This window comes from Pseudomonas sp. Pmew2, from assembly GCF_058129885.1.
This window is the reverse complement of record NZ_CM176702.1, coordinates 2253585-2274646: the sequence shown is the minus strand read 5'-3', so window position 1 is coordinate 2274646 and position 21062 is coordinate 2253585. Positions and strand designations below refer to the sequence as shown.

Here is a 21062-nt window from a genome sequence, read left to right as displayed (position 1 = left end):
GAGGAGGTATGTACGAAACCGGAAGTTCGTTATGAAGAAGTCTGACGTCGAGGTGATATGAGCATCACGTCAGAAGTTCATAGCAATCTGCGCCCTCATCGGCATGCGTACCAAAACGGTCTAACCAGGTATTCAGCGTGCAAAGAAGGAGTAGATCAATGATTCGCATGGCGCGCCCCTCTGACGCAAAGGCCATTGCCCAGGTGCATGTCAGCAGTTGGCAAGACGCATACCGTGACCTGATGCCGGCCGAATACTTGAATTCGCTGGAAGCGAATCTGGCTCAGCGTGAATCATTTTGGGTTCGCTCGATTGAATCGGGCGAGCCTTGCGTATTGGTCGCGGAGTTGAACGAGCAGGTGGTCGGCTGGATATCAGTCGGTGCCAGCCGTGACGAAGATATCACCGGGGGAAACGCAGGCGAGGTCATGTCCATCTACGTCCTGGCCAGGTATTGGCAAACTGGCGTCGGGTCAGCCTTGTGGGAAGCTGGCCTGCAGTACTTGGTGAAGCAAGGGTATCAGCGCTTAACGCTTTGGGTGTTGACCCGCAATGAAAGAGCTATCCGGTTTTATCGCAAGGCAGGATGCGTTGAGCAGGCAGGGAGTGAGCGCAACCTCGAGCGTGGGGGTGTGGCGCTGGTAGAGGTGAGGTATGAGTTGCCCTTTAGTCGGTCACGTTAGACGAGACGGAAGCTACCCGGACAACTACTACACGGCGGCACCGTACAAAGGCTTTTACGCGAAGACGCAGTCGATCGAGAAAGACAGATGACACAAGCGCCATCTGTCGGGGGCTCACTCCGCATTCAGCGGAATAAACACCGCAAACGTAGTTCCCAGATCCGCTTTTGATGTCACTTCAATACGCCCGCCATGGGCATCGACGATCTTGGCGACGATGAACAAGCCAAGCCCAAGGCTTGAGTAGGGACCGTTGTCAGTCATTTTCTCGGGCGAGTAGCGATCCATCGGGTTGAAGATAAAAGGAAGCACGTCTTCGGGAATTGGACTGCCTGTGTTGTGCACGGTGAACTGAAGTGTGCCGTCAGAAGCTGCCAGCGTTACCTCGACAGGGTCGCGGCTGTTGCCGTGTTGTATGGCATTGCCAATGAGGTTCGAGAAGACCTGCTCCAGGCGATCACCATCAAAATTGCCAATGACCGGATCGTTGGAAGTGAGGTGAATATCCGCCTCTGGATTGACCGTACGCGATTCGTCAACGATGCGAGCACAGACGGGCTGGATGTCTGTCTGAGTCTTTTTCAACGGAATGCCGGGACCGATCTGTGACCGTGTGAAGTCGAGCAGATCGCCAACGATCTGATTGGCTCGTTTCACGCTTGAGTAGATCCTTGATGCCACCTTGGTCGGCCGCGCGCCCAGGTCATTGGTACGCAACAGCACGTCTGCACCCAGCAATATGGCACTTAACGGTGTACGCAAGTCGTGCCCGAGGATGCCCAGAAAGATATTGCGCGAGGCCTGAACCGCACCGGTATAGCTGGAGATGGATTCCGCGAGAGCCTGATCTATTGCTTCGTTGAAGCGGATCATGTCCTCCATCTGCTGCTGGGTGTCCGAGGTCGCGCGCATCATCCATTGTTTTATCACGCTCGCGCGTAACGCTCGAAACTCCGAGACCACCTGATCGATGGTGAAACCTGACATCAATCGAGTGATCGCATGGCTTTTCGCCGCGGTGTCTTCTTGCGATACGACCTGGCCCTGAGATTTTTCGACCTGTTGCTGCGACGACTGATCAGTCCTCAAATCGGTGGCAATGGCTCGAAGCATCTGCTCGGCGTGATCTCTGAGCTCCTTGGTATCCAGAGGCTCGCCGAGCGTGGACATGGTGCGCGCGAAGTCGGTCCACTCCAGTACAATAGGCTCGATGTTCTCAAGGATGAAGCCCGATAACCGCATAGCAATTAAAACCCGAAAATGAACCCCGCGAATTGCAGATTCGTGGGGCGAGTTAAACACCAACTCCGATCAAAAAGACGGATACATTTGTTAAATGAATTTCACGCAGACCAGAAAAATATCGAGGCCCGGAGCTAATCGGAAAGCGCTTGTAAACGAGCCTGAACTGCGTCGTCAAAAATGATGTAGAGCGCCTCGGCATCGGCGGGACGCAGCTTTCTGCTTGTCTCAAGACCGTGAATGTATTCGATCTGCAACGCCCCTTCGGCCTCCACGTCAGCGCGGGTGCTGGTTGCCTCGAGCGCTCTTACCAGATCACTGATAGCCCCCTGGACAGCCTTGGGGAGCCGTAACTGGTCAAGTTGTTCCTGCATTCGCTCAATTTCCGGGTTAAAACCATAGGGTCGGCAGCAGATCACGGTGAAGCGTGCAATGCAAGGCCATGAGCCCGATCATCGATGAGCTGAAGAGGCGGTGCGCCCTTCAAGAAGGTTTTTCAGGCTGTAGGTCACCACACCCAGAATGATCAGGTCGTCGTGGTCAGTGACATGCAGTGGTGGATAATCCGGGTGTTCGGACTTGAGGATCACGACGTCGCCACGCATGTGCAAACGCCGACACATCTGCCTTGCGTTGAGTGAGGCGACGACGATGTCACCGTGCTCGGCGTACTGACTACGGTCGACAACCAGCATGTCACCGGTGCGCATGCCGCCTCCCTGCATCCCTTCATCCTCGACCCTGGCCAGATAAACGTGCGGCTCACGGACCTCACAAAGCTCTGCGATAGAGACATGCTTCTCGACCACTGACGACCTGGAGCCGACGGATGACAAGGATAGCAAAGGGAGCTTGATGCCCTCTGCCGACAAGGGGCCAAGGAATGTGACACTCATGGGGCGAGCCTTTTATGATTAACTGTATACATATACAGTTAATCGTTTATCAGGCGCCAGGTCAATCTCCACTACCCGACCCATCGACAAATGGCGTGGACTCAACCCGATGCACGGTCAACATCCGCTGACTGTCAGGGCGCCTCACCTTGCGACAAGGGGGTAATCAGCGCCACCGTCAGGTAAAGCCTGGGAGCGATACTCGACAGTTCGATGTACTCATTGTCCGCATGCAAGCCGGCCCCGACAACACCCATGGTTTCCAGCACGGCAGGCTTTGCGCTACCCGGTACGTAGGCGTAGCCCGCATCGGTGCCGAAGCGCATGGCGATCGGCTCGACACTGCGACCGATTTTTTCATAGAGCGTCTGCGCGGTTTTCGCCAGTTGCTCGGAACCCGGATTCCTGGCCAGTGGCGGACGGCCTTTTTCCATGCGCAAGGTCACTTCGGTGCCTTCAACGAGGGTTTTCTTCATAATCCGCTGACCGTCGGCGAGCACCCTGTCGCTCTCGCTCGGATCGGAATAGCGCATGTCCGCCTCGGCCGAAGCGCTGGACGGGATGATGTTGCGCTTCTCACCGCCTTTGACAAGCGTCCAGTTGACGGTCGTACCCTTCCCAGGATCGCCAAGGTCCTTGAGTTGCAGCAGTTGGTGCGCCAACTCGATCGCCGCATTGCGCCCGGCTTCAGGGGCCGAACCTGCGTGTGACGACTTGCCTTTGACGTCGAGGAGCAAGCCATTGATGCCATTGGTAGCGACAGTCACGGCGTCTTTGTCAGGCGGCTCATAGGAAAACACGTAGTCATGCTGGCTAGCGAGTTCGGCTATGACTTTCTTCGACCCGCTGGAGCCGGTTTCCTCGTCCGGATTGAAGAGCACGGTGAGCGTGCCGAAATCCTTGAAATTCTGGTCCTGCAGCAGTTGCAGCGAATGCAGAATCATCGCCACGCCGCCCTTCGCATCTGCCACACCGGGACCATAGGCGCGTTCGCCGTCGAGCCTGAACGGGCGTTTGGCGGCAGTGCCCGGCCCGAAGACCGTGTCGTAATGGACCATTAGCAGAAAGGACCGGGTGCCATTGCCTTTGAACCTGCCAACGATGTTGTCACCCGCAGAAGGGTCTGCCGGCGTGGTGGAAACTTCGGCACCCAATGCCTTGAGACGCTCCACCAGCATCGCGCTGACTGTTTTCAGTCCGGGTGCCTGACCAGTGCCCGTATCAATATCCACGAGTTGCCGGACGGTTTTGAGGTAGGACTGTTGTTCGGCCTGGGCTTTTTTCAGTAACAGATCAGATGGCAGCTCGGCGGCGATGACGCCCATGGAAAACAATGAAAAGCCGATTGCGGCGGTGATGGGGAAACGTCGTGAATGCATGCTGGCTCCTTCAGATCATCGCGAGTTGAACAGCATCTTTACCCCAATGCACTGCTCGACGCCACAAGCGAGTCTCATCAGACAAATATGTATGAGAGTTTAACTGATAGTGATTAGCATTTAATAAAATGTGAAAAATTTGTTAGTCTCGCCCTCCGCTGCCGTCTGTCACGACCTGCCAGCCAGCACACCATCATCCAGGTGTCCCGCCACGTCCCAGTTCCTGCAGGAATTACCCCAATGCTTCGTCCGCTTCTACCTTCGTTGGCCAGCCTTGTGACTCTCGGTCTGTCGGCCGCCGCTCTGGCCAGTCCCGTTCAACTCGATCTGCCTGCACAGGCGCTTTCCAGATCGCTCGCACAGCTGAGCCAAGCGAGCGGTATGCAGATATCAGTGGATGACAAATTGATTGCAAGCAAGCAGGCTCCAGCCATTAGCGGCAGCCTGGAACCGGCTCAGGCATTGAATCAGCTATTGTTGGGCAGCGGCCTAGATACGCAGGTACAGGGCAATGCTGTGAGGGTGTTCCAGCCATCGAGCGGTGGCTCGATGACGCTGGGCAACGTGGACATCAGCGCTCAGGCGGGCATTGCAGGAATGGCCACCACAGAAGGCAGCGGTTCGTACACCACGGGCTCGATGAGCAGCGCGACCGGGTTGCCCCTTTCGATTCGCGAGACGCCGCAGTCGGTAAGCGTGATCACTCGCCAGCGAATTGAAGATCAGGGCATGAACGACCTCAATGATGTCGTCAAATATGCACCCGGCGTGACACTGCGCAAATTCGGCTCGGACCGTCAGCAGTTTCTGGCGCGCGGCTTTACCATCGATAACCTGATGTATGACGGTCTGCCGACCATCGTCAGCACCTTTACACTGGATACCATCTCCGTGCTGACCTGGCCTTGTACGACCGCGTTGAAGTGGTACGCGGCGCTACGGGGCTGATGACCGGTGCAGGCAGCCCCTCGGCGACACTCAATCTGATTCGCAAGCGCCCTACTGCTACCCCGCAAGTCAGCGTGACCACCAGCGCCGGGAGCTGGGACCGCTACCGTACCGAGGTGGACGCGTCGAACAGGCTCAACGATTCCGGTACGTTACGTGGCCGGGTGGTGGCAGCCTATGAAACGGGCAACAGTTTTGTCGATGAGCGCGATAAAGAGCGTCAGACGTTCTATGGCGTTCTGGAAGCCGACCTTAACGAGTCGACCACCTGGACCATAGGAGCCTCGAAGCAGCGCGATGATGCAACGTCGGACTGGGGCAGCCTGCCATCCGGCCCTAACGGTGAAAACCTTCACCTGCCACGTTCCACCTTCCTCAGTAACGACTGGGCGTATTGGGACAGGGAAAACGTCAGTGTTTTCACGGACCTGACTCATCGCTTCGACAACGGCTGGAGCAGCAAACTGGCGGCGACCAGAATCTGGGCTGAATCCGACATGTACTCCAACTACCTGACCGCCAGTGGCACCGGTTACGGCCAGGCGGCTGGCGAGTACGACACCACAGACGTGCAGACCAGTCTGGATGGTTCGCTGTCCGGTCCATTCCAGCTGTTTGGCCGGCAGCACGAGCTGATGCTCGGCGTCAGTCGGCGCGAAGAAAAGTTTGATCAGAAAGGCGGCTTTTACGGCTCTACACCGGTCGATATCTACACCTTCAACCCCAATCTCATTGCAAAACCGGACCCTGCCACGCGTACCGCCTACGTCAATCAGAACACCGCCACCGAGGAAGGCGTCTACGCCGCCGCACGTTTCAATCCGATTGATCCATTGCACGTTATCGTCGGCAGCCGGGTAAGCTGGTACGACTATCAGAATCGTTCGGCCAGCAATGGTGACTACAAAGTCATTCGTGAGGTCACGCCTTATGCCGGCATCGTCTATGACCTGAACGATACCTACTCGGCCTACGCAAGCTATACCGAGATCTTCAAGCCGCAGAACCAACTGGACGTGGGAGGCGGCGTATTGGACCCGATGACGGGCGAAAGTTACGAAATCGGCCTGAAAGGCGAATACTTCGACGGTGGTCTGAACGCATCGCTTGCAGTCTTCGACATGACCCAGGAAAACCGCGCGTACGCCATCGTCAATCCGCCAGTCACTTGCCAGCAGCAGAATCGCGTCTGCTACGAAGCAGCCGGTGAAGTGCGCAGCCGAGGGATCGACGCAGAAATCAGCGGCCAGCTGACACCTGACTGGCAGGCTTCCGCCTCCTACACACTGGTGTTGAGCCAGTACGTCAAGGACCGGACCAATGACAAGGGCGACCTGTTTGCGCCCAATCAACCGAAACACCTGTTCAAGGCAGCAACGTCCTATCACCTGCCCGGCAACCTGAACAAATGGCGCGTGGGTGTCGACGTTCTGGCGCAAAGCGAGACGTACAACCGGGTCGGCACCGGTCACTCCGAGCAGGACGCCTATGCGGTTGTGGGACTGATGGCAGGCTACCGCTTCGACGAGCACTGGGACGCGCGGGTCAACCTCAACAACGTATTCGACGAAAAATACTGGCAGGGCATTCCCTTGGCGACCGGTAGCGGCGTTTACGGTGACCCGCGCAACCTGATGGTCTCGCTGAAGTGGTCGCTCTGACTCTTGCACGCTGCAAGCTGCCTGATAGCCGTTAAATTCACATCAAGGGAACAAGCAGTGCGTGCGAGGCTCAAAAACAGTCTCGACAAAGGTATTCACGACAATGCCGTCCCTCAGGGCCTATCATCGGCAGCAGGAAACGCTGCGGCCTTGAGTGGTCGGCAGCGCTCGGGTAATGTCATCCAACCGCACAGGACAGAGCACGCTCATGACTTCCAAGCTGGATCAACTCAAGAAATTCACTACCGTTGTTGCTGATACCGGCGACTTCGGCGCAATCAAAAGCCTCGAACCAGAGGACGCCACCACCAACCCTTCGCTGCTGCTCAAGGCCGCATCCGACGTAAACAACGCTCAGATGCTCGCCGACGCATTCAGCGGTGCCAAGGGTGACATCGGCCTGGCCTGCGACCGCTTTGCAGTCGCCATCGGTCAGGAAATTCTCAAGGTGGTTCCGGGCCGCGTATCCACTGAAGTGGACGCACGCCTCTCGTTCGACACCAATGCCCTGATCGAGCGCAGCGAGCGCTTGATCGGCCTTTACGATGCCGCCGGCATCAAACGTGATCGGGTGCTGATCAAGCTGGCAGCCACGTGGGAAGGTATCCGTGCCGCTGAGAAGCTGGAGAAGGACGGTATTCAGACCAACCTGACGTTGTTGTTCTCCTTCGCCCAGGCAATCGCCTGTGCCGAGGCTGGCGTGTTCCTGATTTCTCCGTTCGTGGGCCGTATCTACGACTGGTACAAGAAATCTTCAGGCATCGACTACGTTGGCGCAGAGGATCCGGGTGTGCAGTCTGTGACGCGCATCTATAACTACTACAAGGCCAACGACTTCAAAACCGTGGTCATGGGGGCAAGCTTCCGCAATCTGAACCAGATCGAACAGCTGGCGGGCTGTGATCGCCTGACCATCAGCACCGACCTGCTCAAGAAACTGGCTGAAGATACCGGTACGCTGGAACGCAAGCTTGCACCGGGCAATGCCGGTGAGGCTCGTCAGAGCCTGACCGAGAGCCAGTTCCGCTGGGCCTCCAATGAAGATGCCATGGCCACTGAAAAACTGGCTGAAGGCATTCGTCAGTTCGCTCGCGATCAGGAAAAGCTGGAAGCGCTGCTCTCCGCAAAAGCCTGATAACGAAAAAGGGCGACACCTTAACGGGTGTCGCCCTTTTTGCTGCCTGTCGTTCAGTGATCAGAAGGACAGACGCCAATGGCGCCTAGCGCTGACCTTCCAGTGCATTGACCAGATCATGGAACGCTTCACGATTCGAGTCGTTAAGGCCCATGAGAATCTTGTGCGCCTCAAGTACCTTGGCCTTTACCACTTCCTCGCACTGATCCTGCGAGGGCAGGTCAGTCAGGCTCTCAGGCCGCGGCAGGGGCCGGTCAACGATGTTGAACACCTGATCAAAGCCCATCGACTGCAACAGGCGCGTGATGTCCTCGTGAGTGGTCACGAGAGTCGGCAACAGTCCAACCTTCTGGCGCGACAGGATCGAAAGTTTGGCCAGCAAGCCAAGCGTGGTGCTGTCAATGCTGCGCGTCTCGGTAAGATCGATGACCACCGCCGAGAAATTCAACGCAGTGAAGATACGCTCGATAGTCGCATCCAGAGCCGAACACAGCGTCAACCGCACTTCACCCACGAACTTGAGAACGAAGGTGCCTTCCTGCTCGGCGAACTGGATTCTACCGGTACTCATTCAAGATTCCTGCTTAACACTAACAAGGCGATATCATCCGGCATCTCCCCTAGCGTTGCCAATTCAAAAACCCGCTGCAAGCCATCCAGGCTGCCGCCAGCCGTCTTGACCAACTCGGGAAGGACGGCTTCTTTCTCTTTGAGTGTATCACCGGGCAACAGATCCAGTATGCCATCAGACAACATGGTCAGACTGAAGGATGCTGGCAGGTCGATTTCGTGATCCTGATAGGTCGCTTCGTTGAACAAACCGACCGGTAGGCCGCGACCTTCCAGATAACGCGCCTGCCCTTCGGAATACAACACCGGCAGTGGCAGATGACCACCCACGGCATAAGTCAGTTTACCTGACTCTTCATCAATAACACCGCCGACCATCGTAACGTGCTTGCCCAGCTTGCAACTGATAAGCCCGCGGTTGATATGCCCCAGTACATCCGACGGTTTGAATTCCGGCAGTGTTCCGCCACGCCTGGATTCAAACAGCAGCCGAGTCGTCATGAACTTCAGCAGCACCGTGATGAACGCCGATGAAGCACCGTGACCTGAAACATCTGCCAGGTAGAAGGCAACACGCCGTTCGTCGACCCTGAAGTAATCGACAAAATCGCCGGACAGATACAACGACGGAATGATCTGATGGGCAAACTTGAATTCGTCAATCGACCACGGAGTGATTGGCAGCATGTTCATCTGCACTTGCCGACCCGCGTCCTGGTCTTCCTGCAACAGGTGAAGACTGGCTTCAAGTTCGCGATTGGCCTTTTCCAGCTTTTCGCGGTAGACCTGGTTTTCAGTAAGCAGACGAGCCCGATCCAGCGCCCGACGCACTGAATGCTCCAGCACGGCAAGATCTTCAAGGGGCTTGATCAGATAATCGGCAGCGCCGAGGCGCAAGGCCTCTACCGCATCGCTCATCACGCCCGCACCGGATACAACGATGACAGGCGTCTGCGGAGCGATGGCGGTGACCTGACGGATCAGCTCAAGCCCGCCCATCTGAGGCATGCGTAGATCGCAGACCACCAGATCGGGGTTCTCTTGCTCGAACATCTGAATTCCCTGCAAGCCATTACTCGCTTGCAGAACGCTGAAGCCACTGTCTTCAAGGTAGGCGGCAAGGCTCGCGCGCACTACGTCGTCGTCATCGATAATCAGCAGCTTGGCACTGGTTTTTGGCATGGGGGCAAACGGCGCCAGATCAGGTTGGCGTAGGCGGCCCGGTGTTTCCGGAGCCAGCTTACTGGATTCGCTTCTAGCCTCTCCGTAATAACACGCGACAACTGGATGTGCGTGGCGTGTCTCAGAGGTGCCCTTCAAGGCGCAGACGGTACTCCCATCCGACGGGTGTTTCAAGCATGCTCCTATCCTCACTTTGCGCTCTTTACATCGCAAATCACCCGGAGTTATAAGAACTCACAAATCAGCAACTAAAACGAAGGACTGTACATGAGTGGAAATGATCGCAACTACGAGGAAAAGCGGGATTACATCCGCATGCGCGTCGAAGCAGACGTCAACCTGATCCACGCGGGCCAGGTGATTCCCGCCGTATGCATTGACCTTTCCAGCTCAGGCATGCAGGTCCAGGCACCACGCTCATTCCAGGTCGGGGACAAGCTTAGCGTGAGCATCGACTCTGATCATCCTGCGCTCAAGGGACTTGAGGCCGAAACCGAGGTGGTGTGGGTCAATGACGAAGAAGGCGGCGGACAGAAACTGGGGCTTTCCATCGTCTCGATGCGCTGACTGCAGGCGGAATTACTTCACACTTTCAAAAAATAATAAAGGCGACCCAGGGTCGCCTTTATTGATTCACGCAGAGGCAAAGTGTCGATTAAAAATCGTCTTCGACCTTTCCGTCCTTGACCTTGAACTCGCGGTTCTGCAGGTAAGCGTTACGGATGAACGTGTAACGATCACCGCTGACCATACGCTCGGCAGACAGCAGGCTGGCACGCGTATCGATGAGGTTGACGCCCAGCGCCGTGTTACGGGTCGGCACATGATCGATGTAGCGGTATGGAGACGTGTAGGTGTCCGGGTATTTGGCGAAGGCATCACGCACGGTGCTTGGACCCAGCAGCGGAATCACCACGAACGGGCCGCTCGGCACACCCCAGTAGCCCAGTGTCTGGCCAAAATCTTCATCGTTGCGTTGCAGGCCCATGCGGGTACCCACGTCAATGAAACCCAGCAGCCCGAACGTGGTGTTGACGATCAGGCGCGCAGTGTCGACACCGGCCGCTTCAGGCTTGGCTTGCAGCACGTTGTTCGCCAGGTTGCCGACATCGCCGATGTTGTTGAAGAAGTTATGGATACCGTCTTCGACAAATTGTGGCGCGATGTACTGATAACCCTTAGCCAGCGGCTTGAGCGTATAAGCGTCGAGGGTATCGTTGAAGCTGAAAATGGAGCGGTTGATGCCTTCCCACGGGTCATCTTCGGCTGCCTGAACGGCTACCGGCACCAGCGCAATGCCGGCACAGAGGGACAATTGCAGCAAACGCTTGATAAAGCCTGCACCGGTCACGGGCATAGCTGACACTCCTGATCGAGATATCGAAATAATGACGCGGGTGCTACGCCCCACACGCTAGGACAGGGAGTATAAAGCCTTCTGTCGAGAATAAGGCAGGTCTGTCAGCAAAGGGTTCCGGATAAACCCCCGTCATCGCACATTCATCGAAGTGTCACAAAATACCGGTAGCGTTTCTGGATATTTCAGAGAGATCCTCATGCTCGCGCCGGTCCTCACGCCTCTGCCAACCTTTCCCGCCCTGCTGTTCGGCCTTAGCGGCTGTCTGGTGGACTTCGGTGCGCAGGCCGCGACCTCGCTTACACCAGGCAATGAGCTCACACAGCTCACACCTGGCGCAAAGGATATTCTGCGGACTCTGCGTGATCAGGGAATGCCTTGCGCCTGGCTTGACGAGCTGCCTGAAACCGTCAGCGCTACGCTGGCTGAACCAGTAAGTGACTGGATGATTCCCGCCCCTCGCCCAACCGCCAAATGGCCCGCCCCGGATGCTTGCTGGATGGCGCTGATGGCCCTGAAGGTCAGCCAGCTGGATGGCTGCGTGCTGATCAGCGGCGACCCACGCCTGTTGCAGTCCGGGCTGAATGCCGGGCTGTGGACCATTGGCCTGGCGTCTTGCGGGCCACTGTGCGGACTTTCGCCTTCGCAATGGCAGGCACTGAGTGACGCCGAACGCGAGCAGCGACGCGCGCAGGCCACGCTCAAACTCTATTCGCTGGGAGTACACTCGGTCATTGATCACCTTGGCGATCTGGAGTTCTGCCTGGCCGATATCGCATTACGCCGCAGCAAAGGTGAAAAACCCTGATACACATGCAGCCAGGCACTGACTGGATTAGTCTTGAGTGATCATGGACCTTTAGCTCTTCGGCGAAGTCCATGAGACAGACTTATCAATCAAGGAGCACGTCATGCCCGCCCGCGAACTGCAAGAACAACTCAACACCCTGCGCGAGCAACTGGAGCATAACCCCCCGCTTTCGGAGTCTGACCGGGAAAATCTTCACGAACTCATGCAACAAATCGAAACTGAAATTCAGCTGGAAAACGCCACCCATGAAGACAGCAGTTTGGCTGACGGCGTGAACCTGGCCGTCGAGCGTTTCGAGCTGGAGCATCCGACCATCGCTGGCACCTTGCGCAACATCGTGCAGACGCTGGGCAATATCGGAGTCTGATTAGGGAATGCCGCTCTGCTGGCTCTGCGTAAGGCCGCTGATGCATGGTGAGGCGTAGAGTTGTGACGCAGAGCGTCACCCAACGCATGCCGACGCGGAGCGTCGGCACGATAATCCTGAACCTGGAAATATCAGCCAGTGGGTAACGACGCGCTGCATCGTCACTGATGGACACAGACAACTATCGTTCCACACGCTCCGCGTGGGAATGCCGTTGCGGACGCTCTGCGTCCACGCCCTGAGCCCCAGACGACACTACTGCCGCGCCAGCCTGCGATTGTTCGCGTCCAGCGTTTCTGTGCTGCGATACGGGTTGATATCCAGACCACCACGGCGCACGTAGCGTGCATAGACGGTCAGTTTTTCCGGTTTGAGCAAACGCTGCAGGTCGAGGAAGATTCTTTCCACACACTGCTCGTGAAAGTCCGAATGCTGGCGGAAGCTGACGATGTACGCCAACAGGCTGCTGTGATCCAGCGCCGCCCCGCCATACTCGACCACCACACTGCCCCAGTCGGGCTGACTGGTAACCGGACAGTTCGATTTGAGCAAATGACTGTGCACGCTTTCTTCGATAATTCGCGACTCATCGCAGCGCAGCAGCTCAGGCTGAGGGCGATCGTAGCTACTGACCGTGATATCCAGATCGTCGATGCAGACGCCCGGCAAAGTCGCCACACCTTCACCCTCAATGTCGCTCAGGCTGCGAATGCGCACGCCAACCGGCTTTCCGGCCGCAGTTGACAGATCCTGTTCGAGGGTTGTCTGCACCTGCTCAACGGTAGCGAAGGCGGTCTGATTCAACGAGTTGAGGTACAGCTTGAAGGACTTCGATTCGATGATGTTCGGCGAATCGGCCGGAATGCTGAACTCGGCAATGGCCACCACCGGCTTGCCGGATGGCAGCAGCCAGGACAACTCGTAACAATTCCAGAAATCGACACCCTGATAAGGCAGCGTCTGAGCCGTCAGCCCAAGCTCGGCCCACTTTGCAGCACGGGGGATCGGGAACAACAAAGACGGCGTATAGGTGGCGATGTACTCACTGGACTTGCCCAGCGGCGAGTGTTCGGCTGCGGGATGCATGGCGATACCTGGATCATGAATTAACGCGGCGAGTTTATAGCGTTTGCGACGGGCTTTCAGCGAAAATCCGCTTCAGCCCGCAGCCGTCGCGGGCCGCAATGCGGCCTCGGCGACTACACTCGGTTCTGATCACTCATAACGCAATGCATGCGCAGGCTGGATCTGCGCGGCGCGCCATGCTGGATAGATCGTGGCCAGAAAGCTCAGGATAAACCCGGCACTGCAGATCAGAAGCACATCACCGCCCTGCAATTGTGAAGGCAGGTTGCTGATGAAGTACACGTCGGAACTGAAGATGTGCTGGCCACTGACCCGCTCGACCCAACCCACCAGACTGCTGACGTTCAGCGCGGCAATAATGCCCAGCACGCCGCCGATCAGGGTGCCGACAATACCGATCACAGTGCCCTGGACCATGAAGATCGCCATGATTTGCCGGGGCGTAGCGCCGATGGTGCGCAGAATGGCGATGTCCGCGCCCTTGTCGTTGACCACCATGATCAACGTGGCAATGATGTTGAACGCCGCAACGGCGACGATCATCAGCAGCAACAGGCCGATCATGGTCTTTTCCATTTTCATGGCACTGAACAGGCTGCCCTGAGTGTGGGTCCAGTCATCGGCGCGATAACCATCCCCCAAGCCGGCGGCAATGGCCGTGGACACCTGAGGCGCCTTGTACAGGTCCTTGAGCGCCAGTCGCACGCCTTGAACCTGATTGGGTTGCCAGCGTTGCATCTGCGCGGCGTCGGCAATGTTGATCAGGCCCATCGAGCCGTCCAGCTCGGCACCGACCTTGAAAATACCCACGACGGTCAAGCGTTGCAGGCGCGGCGTGATGCCGCCCGGCGCACTGCTGACTTCCGGTACGATCAGGGTCAGCTTGTCACCGATGCTCAGGCGAAAGCGGCGCGCGGTTATATCGCCAAGTACCACACCAAATTCGCCCGGCTTCAGGTCTTCAAGACTTCCACGCGTAATGTGTTGAGTGACGATCGACACCTCATGCTCCAGCGCCGGGTCAACGCCGCTGATCTGGATCGGCTGCATCGAGCCCTTGTAGGACAGCATGCCTTCCATGTCGGTAAACGGTACAGCAGCGGTGACTTCAGGATTTTTCAACGCTGCGTCGGCCAACGGTTTCCAGTCATCCACCGGTGTGGCACCGGCGATAACCGCATGCGGCACCATGCCCAGGATCCGCGAACTCATTTCCCGCTGGAAACCGTTCATGACCGACAGCACCACGATCATCGCCAGCACACCGAGTGCCAGCCCGATCATCGAAGTCATCGAAATGAACGAGATGAAGCTTTTGCGGCGTTTTGCGCGGGTATAGCGCATGCCGATGAAGATGGGTAACGGTCTGAACATTCGCGAAGCACCGTGGGAAAAAACACCGTATAAAAAACGTAGAACCCGACGCGATGAGTTGCGCCGGGCCGGGTCAATCAGGCCTCGACGAGGCGGCCGTCTTCCAGACGCAGGACGCGGTCCATTTGCCTGGCGAGGCTCATGTCGTGGGTCACGATCAGAAACGCCGTACGCGATGAAGTGCTCAACTCACGCATCAGGTCCTGAATGCCCTGCGCGGTGTGGTGATCGAGGTTGCCGGTCGGCTCGTCAAGCATCACCAGACCGGGCTGATTGATCAGCGCACGAGCAATGGCCACACGCTGCCGCTCGCCACCGGAAAGCTCCGAAGGCTTGTGCGCAAGACGATGGCCGAGGCCGACACGTTCGAGCAACGCGGTGGAGCGTTTACGGGCCTCGGGTATCGCCGTCCGACCGATCAGCAAGGGCATGCAGACGTTTTCCAGCGCCGTGAATTCGGGCAGCAAATGGTGGAACTGGTAGACAAAACCCAATGCCCGGTTACGCAGCAGGCCACGCGCCTTTTCGCCCAGCGCCGACAATTCTTCGCCCGCCAGCCAGACGCTGCCTTCAGAAGGTGTGTCCAGGCCGCCCAGAAGATTGAGCAAAGTACTTTTGCCCGACCCCGAACTGCCGACAATAGCCACCCGCTCACCGGGATGCAGCTCCAGTTGCAGACCAGACAACACCACGACCGACTCCGGGCCTTCCTCGTAGGATTTACCCAGGTTGCGGCAACTCAATACTGCTTTATCAGACATGCCCGACTCACTCATAACGTAACGCCTCCGCCGGCTGGGTGCGCGCAGCACGCCAGGCGGGATACAGGGTGGCGAGGAAACTCAGGACCAACGCCGCACCGCAGACCTGGAACACGTCCTGGGCCATCAGTTGCGAAGGCAGGTAATCAATGAAATAGACGTCGGCGTTGAGAAACTTGTGGCCGATCAGCCCTTCCAGCGCAGCGATGGCAGCACTGACGTTAAGCGCTGCAAGGATGCCCAGCGCAGCGCCAATCAGCGTGCCGACCACCCCGATCACCGTGCCCTGCACCATGAAGATCGCCATGATCTGCCGCGGTGTCGCGCCCAGTGTGCGCAAAATGGCGATATCGCCCTTCTTGTCATTGACCACCATCACCAGCGTGGAAATGATGTTGAATGCCGCAACGGCCACAATCAGCAGCAGCAACAGGCCAATCATGGCTTTTTCCATGCGGATGGCCTGATAGAGGTTGCCGTGGGTGCGTGTCCAGTCACGGGAATAGAAATTGTTTTCGCCCAGTTTCTGGGCGATTTCCCACGAAGTACGCGGCGCTGCAAACAGATCATCGAACTTGAGCCGCAGGCCCTGCACCTGATTGGGCTTCCAGCGGTGCAGACGGGCCAGGTCATCGAGGTTGGTCAGCCCCAGAAAGCCGTCGATTTCGCCAGCGCCGACATGAAAGATACCGGTCACCTCGAAACGCTTCATGCGCGGGAACATGCCGGCAGGCGTGACAGTCACCTCAGGCGCGACAAAGTTCAGTTTGTCGCCGACCACGACGCCCAGTTTGGCAGCCGCCTTGTCGCCGATCATGATGCCGAAACTGCCGGGAGACAGGCTGTCGAGCTGGCCCTGCTTGATGAAGTGGTCAATGATCGAGACCTTGCGCTCCTCGGCCGGGTCGATGCCATTGAGCAGCACCTTCTGAACCTTGCCGTCGTGGGTCAGCAAACCCTGCATTTGGGTGAATGGCGCAACGGCCAGCACCTGCGGGTTTTCCTGAACCTTCGCGGCCAGGCCACGCCAGTCGGTGATCGGGTCAGCCGATTCGATGGTCGCGTGCGGCACCATGCCCAGCACGCGGGTACGCATTTCGTGATCGAAGCCATTCATCACCGATAACACGACTATCATCACTACCACGCCGAGGGCGAGGCCGATCATGGACGTCAGGGAGATGAACGAAACAAAATGGTTGCGTCGCTTGGCACGTGTGTAGCGCGTGCCGATAAATACAAAAAGAGGTCTGAACATGTAGGAATTTGTTCGCAGGAATGAGGACGTCCATGTGGCGGGCCTTGACGTGCAGCTTTACACTCGAAACTCTCAGACCACCGCCGCTAGCTTGGGTTCGCCATGTCGACATTAGATGAAGCAGGACGCCGCGAATACTACCGTATCGACGACAGCGTCGCACTGGAAATTAACCCCCTGTCTGGTGCCGACCAGGCAAGTCAGGACGCCATGCAGGACACCTCGACACTGTTCGACCTGCTCAGCGAGCTGCACGTCAGCGAGTTCGAATCACAGCATTTGATGCGCCAACTCGACGAGCGCGACCGGGTGCTGAACAGTTTTCTCAAGTCGTTGAGCAAGCGCATCGACCTGCTGGGCGAAGTGGTTGCACACACGGCACTGGGCAAACTGGGCGCTCCACAGCCGGTAAAACTGTCCGAAGGCGGCATTCAATTCAATTCACAACAAGGTTTTGCCGTGGGCGAACAGCTGTCGATCAAGATGGTGCTGATGCCCCAGGCGGCAGGTCTGATGCTGCGCGCCAGGGTCAGCCAGTGCGATGCACGGGCAGATGGCGGTTTTGACATCAGCACCGACTTCGTCAACCTGCCGGACGCTCAACGTCAATTGCTCGCACGGCACGTGTTGCAGCGTCAGGCTCAGCATCGACGCCAGGCCCTTGAACAGGGTCAGCCATCCGGCAATTGAGTTTCCGGTATATCTCTTTTCACCTCATCATTTTCATATCAGCAGTGGGTGCCTTAACGGCCAGGAGTAAACGTGACCCTTATCTACGGCCACCGCGGCGCCAAGGGCGAAGCACCGGAAAACACCCTGGTCAGCTTCCAGGAATGCATCAAGCACGGCGTGCGCCGCTGTGAACTGGACCTGCATCTTTCACTGGACGGAGAGTTGATGGTCATTCACGACCCGACCCTCAAGCGCACCACCGACCGACGCGGCAAGGTCAATGAGCATCTGGCCGCCGACCTGGTGACCTATGACGCGCGCAAAGGTGGCCCCGGCTGGGTCTCGCCCTGCCCGATTCCGCGTCTTGAAGAGTTGTTCGAGCAATGCGATTTCGAGCACTGGCAACTGGAAGTCAAAAGCGCTTCACGCACCCGCGCCGCCAACACCGTTCTGGCCATTCGTGAAATGGCTCAGCGTCATGGCTTGCTCGACAAGGTCACCATCACTTCCAGCTCTCGTGAAGTGTTGCGCGCCGCCCTCGACCTGACGCCGGACATATCGCGCGGACTGGTGGCCGAGTACGCCTGGCTCGACCCGTTGAAGGTCGCGCAAAGCTACGGCTGTGAAATTCTGGCATTGAACTGGACACTGTGTACCCCGGAGCGCCTGCAGAAAGCACAGCGTCAGGGCCTGCATGTGTCAGTGTGGACAGTCAACGAGCCTGCACTGATGCGCAGGCTCGCTGATTTCGGCGTCGACAGCCTGATTACAGACTTTCCCGGTTTGGCCACCGCCACGCTCGGGAGTCGCTGAAATCGGTCTCCCCGGCCGGCTCAGGCCACCGGCCGGAGTCGCTTAAAAAAGCCGGTTGAGGCCGTCGTATGCCGCTACCCGATAGGCTTCGGCCATGGTCGGGTAGTTGAACGTGGTGTTGACGAAGTACTTCATGGTGTTCGCTTCACCCGGCTGGCTCATGATCGCCTGACCGATGTGCACGATCTCGGACGCCTGGTCACCGAAGCAATGCACGCCCAGCACTTCCAGCGTCTCGCGGTGGAACAGGATCTTCAGCATCCCGACCCGCTCACCGGAAATCTGCGCACGGGCCATGCCCTTGAAGAACGCCTTGCCCACTTCGTACGGCACCTTGGCCTGGGTCAGCTCGTGCTCGTTCTTGCCGATCGAACTGATCTCCGGAATGGTATAGATCCCGGTCGGTACGTCGTTGACATAGCGCCAGCTGCCGTTGTCGACCATGCTCCCAGCCGCCGAGCGGCCCTGATCGTAGGCAGCGCTCGCCAGACTTGGCCAGCCGATAACGTCGCCTGCGCCATAGACATTGGAAACGCTGGTGCGATAGTTCTCGTCCACCTCGATCTGGCCACGACCGTTGGCCTTGAGACCAATGTTTTCCAGCCCCAGCTTGTCGGTGTTGCCGGTACGGCCATTGCACCACAGCAAGGCATCTGCCTTGATTTTCTTGCCGGACTTGAGGTGCAGGACAACGCCGTTATCCAGACCTTCGACCTTCTCGTATTCTTCGTTGTGGCGAACCATCACGTTGTTATTGCTGAAGTGATAACTCAATGCCTGAGAGATTTCCGAATCCAGGAAGCTCAGCAACTGGTCACGGTTGTCCACCAGCTCGACCAGAACACCCAGACCGCTGAAGATAGAGGCGTATTCACAGCCGATCACACCGGCGCCATAAATGATCAGCTTACGCGGGGTGTGCCCCAGGCTGAGGATGGTGTCGCTGTCGTAGATGCGCTTGTGACTGAAATCGATGTCGGCCGGACGATAGGGGCGCGAACCGGTGGCGATGATGATCTGGTTGGCCACCAGCTTTTCCACCACACCGTTGGTGCAGACCACGTTGATGCTGGTCTCGTCGGCAAAACTGCCGGTGCCGAAGAACACATCGACACGGTTGCGGGCGTAGTAACTGGTGCGCGAGGCCACCTGTTTGGAAATGACCATTTCGGCGTTTTTCAACACATCCGGAAACGAAAACCAGCGCGGCTCGCCAATGGCCCGGAACATCGGATTGGTGTTGAACTGAATGATCTGCTTGACCGAGTGACGCAGAGCCTTGGACGGAATGGTGCCCAAATGGGTGCAGTTACCGCCCACTTGCCGACGGCTGTCGACCATGGCGACCTTGCGCCCCGCCTTGGCGGCGTTCATTGCCGCGCCTTCTCCGGCAGGGCCGGAACCCAGTACCACTACGTCGTAGTTGTAGACAGCCATGCGTACTCCTTTAAACAGACCGAGGCGCCACTCTGGCATCTCTGGCTAAATCACGCGGCGCAGTCTAGCGCTGCACCGAGGCGGCGAACATTAACCCTTGGTCGCGTCGAAGGCCAATTTTTGTCTGTGCAAGGTGGCAATTGACCGGAAGTTCCGGCCTCTTGACTTACCGTGGCTGCTCCACCGCCAGACGATCAAACGACGCGTTGCTACGGATGATAAAGCGCTTATCGGCACGAATCACAAAAAAAGCAGGGATTTTATGTTCTTGCGCGTAATTCCAGCCGCGCCGCGGGCCGAGAATCAACAGCAGTGAGGAGAGGCCGTCAGCCATCAGCGCCGAGGGATGAATGACCGTCACCGACGCCAGACTGTGGCTGATCGGCTTACCGGTCAAAGCATCGAGCGTATCGGAAATGCGCCACCCGTCATGATCGGCGTAACGACGATAGTCGCCCGACGTAGACACGGCGTAGCCCTTCAGTGGAAATACTTTTTGCGTGACATTGCCATCATCGAGTGGCGCGTCCAGCGTCACCCTCCAGGGCGAACCGTCGGGCTTGAGCCCGCTGACTTTCAGTTCACCCGTGGCTTGCACCAGATAATCGTGCAACCCCAGCTTTTCCATGCGCTCGCTGATGCGATCTACCGCATAACCGGCGGCAATACTGTTGAGGTCCACTTGCACAGCGGCGCTTTTGCACAACTGCTGCCCGACGACACGCAGACCGCGATAGCCCACCGTCGCCCGAGTGCGGGCCAACTGGCGCACCAGCGGCATTTGCTCAAACAGTGCATGAGCGCCCAGCCCCCACAGGTCCATCAGCGGCTTCACCGTCAGGTCGAACGCACCATCACTGTCCCGTGACAGCTGCTCGCCAACACCGATCAGTTTCAAAACCGGTTCGGGCATGGTCTGGCAGCTATTGGCAGGCAATGCATTGAAAAGCTCGATATCCGAGTCACTGCGCCAAAGCGACATCTGTTGATCGACTTCGGCCAGAATCGATTCGATCTGCGGGCGCACGACCTCAGGTTCAGGCTGCCCGGAAGCGCGCACGTATACCACTGAATAATGACTGCCCATGGCCGGCCCGCCAAAGCTTTCCAGCTTGCGTTCCTGACCGCAACCACCGCACCCCAGCAGCACCAGGTACACTGCAACCCTGCAAAACCCACGCAAACTGATGCCCCGCACTAAAAAAACCTTTCAGAGTGACTTGCCATCATTGGCAGGCAAGACAGAAACCTTCCGTAGCGGCCCGCTCGGACCAGGGCCGGGCTTCACCCATATGAGGCCGACCAAAGCATTGAGTGGTCAGTGTCGGGCTTATGGTTCCCATACGGCATGCCTGTTCATCCGGTTTCATCTGGTTGATAAGCCGTGCACGCATCGACCGGCCATGCCTGTCAAGCGTCTGTTAAGTAAT

At 57.6% G+C, this 21062-nt stretch carries 20 protein-coding genes and 1 pseudogene; 8 read left to right on the top strand and 13 right to left on the bottom strand.

The genetic code is table 11. The annotated features are described in order from the left end of the window. Positions 1 to 158 precede the first annotated feature (158 nt). Entirely contained in the window at positions 159 to 683 is a 525-nt protein-coding gene (locus tag AC4ANK_RS10455; RefSeq protein WP_005734080.1) for a GNAT family N-acetyltransferase, read from the top strand. Positions 684 to 797: 114 nt separating this feature from the next. Here the strand turns inward: AC4ANK_RS10455 and AC4ANK_RS10450 are convergent, their stop codons facing one another. From AC4ANK_RS10450 to AC4ANK_RS10435, 4 genes are all read right to left on the bottom strand, one after another. After that, on the bottom strand, positions 798 to 1925 hold the full coding sequence (locus tag AC4ANK_RS10450; protein ID WP_002552904.1) for a sensor histidine kinase: 1128 nt from the start codon (positions 1923 to 1925) through the stop codon (positions 798 to 800). 134 nt (positions 1926 to 2059) lie between these two features. Further along, positions 2060 to 2299, bottom strand: a complete 240-nt coding sequence (locus AC4ANK_RS10445) for a hypothetical protein (RefSeq protein WP_002552903.1) — start codon at positions 2297 to 2299, stop codon at positions 2060 to 2062. Positions 2300 to 2377: 78 nt separating this feature from the next. Beyond that, positions 2378 to 2821 (bottom strand): S24 family peptidase, encoded by a 444-nt coding sequence (locus AC4ANK_RS10440; protein ID WP_002552902.1) that lies wholly within the window; start codon positions 2819 to 2821, stop codon positions 2378 to 2380. Between the two features lie 134 nt (positions 2822 to 2955). Then, positions 2956 to 4200, bottom strand: coding sequence for a M20/M25/M40 family metallo-hydrolase (locus tag AC4ANK_RS10435; protein WP_002552901.1), 1245 nt, complete (start codon positions 4198 to 4200; stop codon positions 2956 to 2958). A gap of 240 nt (positions 4201 to 4440) precedes the next feature. Between AC4ANK_RS10435 and AC4ANK_RS10430 the strand changes: the two are divergent. Together AC4ANK_RS10430 and tal are read left to right on the top strand one after the other, a co-directional pair. Beyond that, a pseudogene (locus AC4ANK_RS10430) lies at positions 4441 to 6809 on the top strand (TonB-dependent siderophore receptor). 208 nt (positions 6810 to 7017) lie between these two features. Continuing rightward, positions 7018 to 7944: a transaldolase gene (gene tal, locus AC4ANK_RS10425; protein ID WP_002552899.1), complete on the top strand. Its 927-nt coding sequence runs from the start codon at positions 7018 to 7020 to the stop codon at positions 7942 to 7944. 85 nt (positions 7945 to 8029) lie between these two features. Here tal and rssC read toward each other — a convergent pair whose 3' ends face one another. Together rssC and rssB are read right to left on the bottom strand one after the other, a co-directional pair. Further along, positions 8030 to 8515 (bottom strand): anti-sigma factor antagonist RssC, encoded by a 486-nt coding sequence (gene rssC / locus AC4ANK_RS10420; protein ID WP_002552898.1) that lies wholly within the window; start codon positions 8513 to 8515, stop codon positions 8030 to 8032. Continuing rightward, the gene (rssB, locus tag AC4ANK_RS10415; RefSeq protein ID WP_002552897.1) at positions 8512 to 9696 is read right to left on the bottom strand and encodes a two-component system response regulator RssB; all 1185 of its coding nucleotides are present in this window, start codon (positions 9694 to 9696) and stop codon (positions 8512 to 8514) included. Before rssB ends, rssC begins: the two co-directional genes overlap by 4 nt. A 267-nt stretch (positions 9697 to 9963) precedes the next feature. Between rssB and AC4ANK_RS10410 the strand changes: the two genes are divergently transcribed. Next, positions 9964 to 10263, top strand: coding sequence for a PilZ domain-containing protein (locus AC4ANK_RS10410; protein ID WP_002552896.1), 300 nt, complete (start codon positions 9964 to 9966; stop codon positions 10261 to 10263). Between the two features lie 88 nt (positions 10264 to 10351). Here the strand turns inward: AC4ANK_RS10410 and AC4ANK_RS10405 are convergent, their stop codons facing one another. Then, the gene (locus AC4ANK_RS10405) at positions 10352 to 11053 is read right to left on the bottom strand and encodes an MlaA family lipoprotein (protein ID WP_004659844.1); all 702 of its coding nucleotides are present in this window, start codon (positions 11051 to 11053) and stop codon (positions 10352 to 10354) included. A 199-nt stretch (positions 11054 to 11252) separates the two neighbouring features. On the opposite strand from AC4ANK_RS10405, the gene pcrP reads away from it, so the two are divergent. Together pcrP and AC4ANK_RS10395 are read left to right on the top strand one after the other, a co-directional pair. After that, positions 11253 to 11861 (top strand): HAD superfamily inactivated hydrolase PcrP, encoded by a 609-nt coding sequence (gene pcrP / locus AC4ANK_RS10400; RefSeq protein ID WP_002552894.1) that lies wholly within the window; start codon positions 11253 to 11255, stop codon positions 11859 to 11861. A gap of 103 nt (positions 11862 to 11964) precedes the next feature. Continuing rightward, positions 11965 to 12231 (top strand): DUF4404 family protein, encoded by a 267-nt coding sequence (locus AC4ANK_RS10395; protein ID WP_002552893.1) that lies wholly within the window; start codon positions 11965 to 11967, stop codon positions 12229 to 12231. A 255-nt stretch (positions 12232 to 12486) separates the two neighbouring features. On the opposite strand, the gene queF is transcribed toward AC4ANK_RS10395, so the two are convergent. The 4 genes from queF to AC4ANK_RS10375 form a co-directional block, all read right to left on the bottom strand. Continuing rightward, the gene (queF, locus tag AC4ANK_RS10390) at positions 12487 to 13317 is read right to left on the bottom strand and encodes an NADPH-dependent 7-cyano-7-deazaguanine reductase QueF (RefSeq protein ID WP_002552892.1); all 831 of its coding nucleotides are present in this window, start codon (positions 13315 to 13317) and stop codon (positions 12487 to 12489) included. Positions 13318 to 13446: 129 nt separating this feature from the next. Beyond that, positions 13447 to 14691 carry a lipoprotein-releasing ABC transporter permease subunit gene (locus AC4ANK_RS10385; RefSeq protein WP_031596118.1) on the bottom strand — a complete coding sequence of 415 codons (1245 nt, stop codon included), beginning with the start codon at positions 14689 to 14691 and terminating at the stop codon, positions 13447 to 13449. A gap of 77 nt (positions 14692 to 14768) precedes the next feature. After that, positions 14769 to 15452 carry a lipoprotein-releasing ABC transporter ATP-binding protein LolD gene (lolD, locus tag AC4ANK_RS10380; RefSeq protein WP_011168252.1) on the bottom strand — a complete coding sequence of 228 codons (684 nt, stop codon included), beginning with the start codon at positions 15450 to 15452 and terminating at the stop codon, positions 14769 to 14771. Positions 15453 to 15459: 7 nt separating this feature from the next. Beyond that, positions 15460 to 16710 carry a lipoprotein-releasing ABC transporter permease subunit gene (locus AC4ANK_RS10375; protein ID WP_002552889.1) on the bottom strand — a complete coding sequence of 417 codons (1251 nt, stop codon included), beginning with the start codon at positions 16708 to 16710 and terminating at the stop codon, positions 15460 to 15462. 102 nt (positions 16711 to 16812) lie between these two features. Between AC4ANK_RS10375 and AC4ANK_RS10370 the strand changes: the two genes are divergently transcribed. Both AC4ANK_RS10370 and AC4ANK_RS10365 read left to right on the top strand, forming a co-directional pair. After that, the gene (locus AC4ANK_RS10370; protein WP_002552888.1) at positions 16813 to 17400 is read left to right on the top strand and encodes a PilZ domain-containing protein; all 588 of its coding nucleotides are present in this window, start codon (positions 16813 to 16815) and stop codon (positions 17398 to 17400) included. Positions 17401 to 17472: 72 nt separating this feature from the next. Next, complete coding sequence (locus tag AC4ANK_RS10365) at positions 17473 to 18195, top strand: glycerophosphodiester phosphodiesterase (RefSeq protein ID WP_010203821.1); 723 nt, start codon at positions 17473 to 17475, stop codon at positions 18193 to 18195. 42 nt (positions 18196 to 18237) lie between these two features. Here AC4ANK_RS10365 and sthA read toward each other — a convergent pair whose 3' ends face one another. Both sthA and AC4ANK_RS10355 read right to left on the bottom strand, forming a co-directional pair. Continuing rightward, a complete protein-coding gene (gene sthA / locus AC4ANK_RS10360; protein WP_002552886.1) occupies positions 18238 to 19632 on the bottom strand; it encodes a Si-specific NAD(P)(+) transhydrogenase in 1395 nt (464 codons plus the stop codon). A 166-nt stretch (positions 19633 to 19798) separates the two neighbouring features. Beyond that, positions 19799 to 20791 carry an FAD:protein FMN transferase gene (locus tag AC4ANK_RS10355; protein ID WP_010203820.1) on the bottom strand — a complete coding sequence of 331 codons (993 nt, stop codon included), beginning with the start codon at positions 20789 to 20791 and terminating at the stop codon, positions 19799 to 19801. Between the last annotated feature and the right edge of the window lie 271 nt (positions 20792 to 21062).

Coding starts and splice junctions, on each gene's coding strand:
- AC4ANK_RS10410 (WP_002552896.1), top strand. CDS start 9,964: ATGAGTGGAAATGATCGCAACTACGAGGAAAAGCGGGATTACATCCGC.
- AC4ANK_RS10395 (WP_002552893.1), top strand. CDS start 11,965: ATGCCCGCCCGCGAACTGCAAGAACAACTCAACACCCTGCGCGAGCAA.
- AC4ANK_RS10450 (WP_002552904.1), bottom strand. CDS start 1,925: ATGCGGTTATCGGGCTTCATCCTTGAGAACATCGAGCCTATTGTACTG.
- AC4ANK_RS10445 (WP_002552903.1), bottom strand. CDS start 2,299: ATGCAGGAACAACTTGACCAGTTACGGCTCCCCAAGGCTGTCCAGGGG.
- AC4ANK_RS10455 (WP_005734080.1), top strand. CDS start 159: ATGATTCGCATGGCGCGCCCCTCTGACGCAAAGGCCATTGCCCAGGTG.
- queF (WP_002552892.1), bottom strand. CDS start 13,317: ATGCATCCCGCAGCCGAACACTCGCCGCTGGGCAAGTCCAGTGAGTAC.
- sthA (WP_002552886.1), bottom strand. CDS start 19,632: ATGGCTGTCTACAACTACGACGTAGTGGTACTGGGTTCCGGCCCTGCC.
- rssC (WP_002552898.1), bottom strand. CDS start 8,515: ATGAGTACCGGTAGAATCCAGTTCGCCGAGCAGGAAGGCACCTTCGTT.
- tal (WP_002552899.1), top strand. CDS start 7,018: ATGACTTCCAAGCTGGATCAACTCAAGAAATTCACTACCGTTGTTGCT.
- AC4ANK_RS10375 (WP_002552889.1), bottom strand. CDS start 16,710: ATGTTCAGACCTCTTTTTGTATTTATCGGCACGCGCTACACACGTGCC.
- AC4ANK_RS10435 (WP_002552901.1), bottom strand. CDS start 4,200: ATGCATTCACGACGTTTCCCCATCACCGCCGCAATCGGCTTTTCATTG.
- lolD (WP_011168252.1), bottom strand. CDS start 15,452: ATGTCTGATAAAGCAGTATTGAGTTGCCGCAACCTGGGTAAATCCTAC.
- AC4ANK_RS10370 (WP_002552888.1), top strand. CDS start 16,813: ATGTCGACATTAGATGAAGCAGGACGCCGCGAATACTACCGTATCGAC.
- AC4ANK_RS10385 (WP_031596118.1), bottom strand. CDS start 14,691: ATGTTCAGACCGTTACCCATCTTCATCGGCATGCGCTATACCCGCGCA.
- AC4ANK_RS10405 (WP_004659844.1), bottom strand. CDS start 11,053: ATGCCCGTGACCGGTGCAGGCTTTATCAAGCGTTTGCTGCAATTGTCC.
- rssB (WP_002552897.1), bottom strand. CDS start 9,696: ATGCCAAAAACCAGTGCCAAGCTGCTGATTATCGATGACGACGACGTA.
- AC4ANK_RS10440 (WP_002552902.1), bottom strand. CDS start 2,821: ATGAGTGTCACATTCCTTGGCCCCTTGTCGGCAGAGGGCATCAAGCTC.
- pcrP (WP_002552894.1), top strand. CDS start 11,253: ATGCTCGCGCCGGTCCTCACGCCTCTGCCAACCTTTCCCGCCCTGCTG.